We start from the raw sequence: 986 nt of genomic DNA on the forward strand, positions 1-986 counted from the left end.
TTATGTTGCGAACTTGGTTATGTTGTGAAATCATTCTAAGTTCTCGATATCACAATATAGTTTGTTAAACTTCACAACATAATTTAAGTCGTCTTGGTGAGGCTTTGGAAACCTGGTCGCTCACCCAACAGGAGTCTGTAATCAATTATCTGCTAAGATTGCACGCCGATAGCAATTTTATGGCCTTTTTCGAGACGTTGTAAAATACCGGTTGAGTCGTATTATGTTGTGAAAATAAGGGACTGTATTCTACAATATCAGTCTGATATGGATACTTCGCCACATAAACAAGTTCGCAACATAACGCATCTTATGTGGTTAACCACATAAGATGCGAGAAAACCGCACGTTCGGGTCTGTGTGGGGGGCGTCGGGTGACCGGCGTTCCTACCACGAGATATTTCGTAGGAGTCATTGATGAGTGAGCATAGAAGAGTAGATGCTGATTCGTTTAAAAAAATAATAGATAATCTTCCTGATGGTGAGTTGGATAGGTTGAACCGACTTCAGCATGAGCAAGCTGTCGAAGAACACAAAAGATTCAAAGAGCATTATCTAAAAGGTGAATGTTATTTGTGCGGGAAACCATTTAAGACAATAAGCAAAAGCAATCCGTGCATCCATTGGTTGTTAAGGCGATGTAAATTTAAAGCGAAGGATTTTTCAAAGGTATATCGGCAATATGATTATCATCAAATATCATCCTATCTTAGATGGGTTGCAAATCAAGAACGATTCCAAGGGAATATTAATGACCTTTTTGAGGAAAAAGATGAGAATAAACTGTTTGAAACAACTATAAAATGGAAAAATATCGAATGGACATTTAATTGTTCGAGAAATGATTATGAGGGACATGATGGAGGTAATTCTAACTATCCACATTATCACTTCCAGATGAGAATTGACCATAGGCAATTCATAAATTTTAGCCAGCATCATATTCCATTTTCAGAAAAAGATCTGTTTAATTTAGATTTGTTCAG

Annotated in this window: 1 protein-coding gene; it reads left to right on the top strand. The window is 37.0% G+C overall.

Translation table 11 applies throughout. The annotated features are described in order from the left end of the window. Positions 1-417: 417 nt before the first annotated feature. A partial coding sequence (locus tag JCM12296_RS39520; protein WP_218188463.1) for a hypothetical protein occupies positions 418-986 on the top strand: 569 nt, incomplete at its 3' end.

It is taken from the genome of Desulfosarcina cetonica JCM 12296, from assembly GCF_001311845.1.
Taxonomy (GTDB): Bacteria; Desulfobacterota; Desulfobacteria; order Desulfobacterales; family Desulfosarcinaceae; genus Desulfosarcina; species Desulfosarcina cetonica.